Raw genomic sequence first — 1,464 nt, 5'->3', positions numbered from 1 at the left:
CCCCCCAACGTCAAAGCGCCGAGTCACGGGACCGTCCGTGACTCGGCGCTCTGGTTGTTACCGCCCGACGGAGCGAGGCTGGCGCGACAGGACGTTCGCACCGCCGGGCGGAGACTGTGAGACTGCTGGGAGGAGTTGGAGTTGTTCTCCTCTCTATAGGGGACCCTGTGCGTGGCCCCTATAGAGAGGAGTGGCTGGGACCGTGGCGGGCGGGCGACGAGAACTCCGGCGTCGTCTCCCTCAGGTCAAGAGACGGGCCTCGGAACCCATTACCACCGCACTGGCTCGCTCGCCTGCCACGGTCCTCGTCCGGCCCCCACCGCGTACCACCCCTCATCCGGGTCCGCGGTGCGGGCTCAGCACCCGGGGCCTGACCTCCCGTCAGGCCCCCGGTACATCTGTGGGGCTCAGGCGTCGCGCAGGGCGCGCACGGCCTCCTCGACGCGCTTGCCGTAGTCGGCGTCCGCGGCGTGGAAGTGAGCCAGGTTCTTCTCGATGACGTCCTCGAGGGTGACCTGAGACAGGCCGCCGGCGATGTTCGCCACCAGACGCTGCTTCTCGGCCTCCGACATCAGGCGGTAGAGCTCACCGGCCTGGAAGAAGTCGTCGTCCTTGGTGTGGGCCGGGGCCTCGTGGGTGCCCGTGTAGCCGGAGACGGCCTTCGGGGCGCCGAGGGCTATGCCGGTCTCGGCCGGGCCCTGGTACGAGTTGGGCTCGTAGTTCTTGTCGTGGCGCGAGCCGTTGCGCAGCGCCATGACGCCGTCGCGGCCGTAGTTGTCGGCCTTCGTCGCCTTCGGGGCGTTGACCGGCAGCTGGGTGTGGTTCACACCGAGGCGGTAGCGCTGGGCGTCGGCGTAGGCGAACAGGCGGCCCTGGAGCATCTTGTCCGGCGAGGCGGTGATGCCCGGGACGAAGTTGTTCGGGGAGAACGCGGACTGCTCGACCTCGGCGAAGACGTTGTCCGGGTTGCGGTCGAGGACCAGGCGGCCCACGCGCTGCAGCGGGTAGTCGGCGTGCGGCCACACCTTGGTGAGGTCGAACGGGTTGAAGCGGTAGTCCGCAGCCTCGGCGGCCGGCATGATCTGGACGTAGAGGGTCCAGCTCGGGTTCACACCGCGCTCGATGGCCTGGAGCAGGTCGGTCTGGTGCGAGTTCGCGTCCTTGCCGACGAGCTCGGCGGCCTGCTCGCCGGACAGGCAGCGGATGCCCTGGTTCGTCTTGAAGTGGTACTTGACGAAGAAGGCCTCGCCCTGGGCGTTGGTCCACTGGTAGGTGTGGGAGCCGTAGCCGTTCATGTGGCGGTAGGAGGCCGGGATGCCGCGGTCACCCATCAGCCAGGTGATCTGGTGCGTCGCCTCGGGGGCGTGCGCCCAGAAGTCCCAGACGTTGTCCGGCTCCTGCTTGCCCGTGAAGGGGTCGCGCTTCTGGGAGTGGATGAAGTCGGGGAACTTGATCGGGTCCTTG

1 protein-coding gene is annotated in these 1,464 nt (G+C 68.4%); it reads right to left on the bottom strand.

What is annotated here, in order from left to right:
• Positions 1-407 precede the first annotated feature (407 nt).
• Positions 408-1,464, bottom strand: a 1,057-nt coding sequence (locus tag VR44_RS11765) for a catalase (protein ID WP_045947391.1), incomplete at its 5' end; no start/stop codon positions are given.

The organism is Streptomyces katrae, from assembly GCF_000966975.1.
GTDB classification, from domain to species: Bacteria; Actinomycetota; Actinomycetes; order Streptomycetales; family Streptomycetaceae; genus Streptomyces; species Streptomyces katrae.
This window is presented reverse-complemented; position numbering and strand designations above follow the sequence as displayed.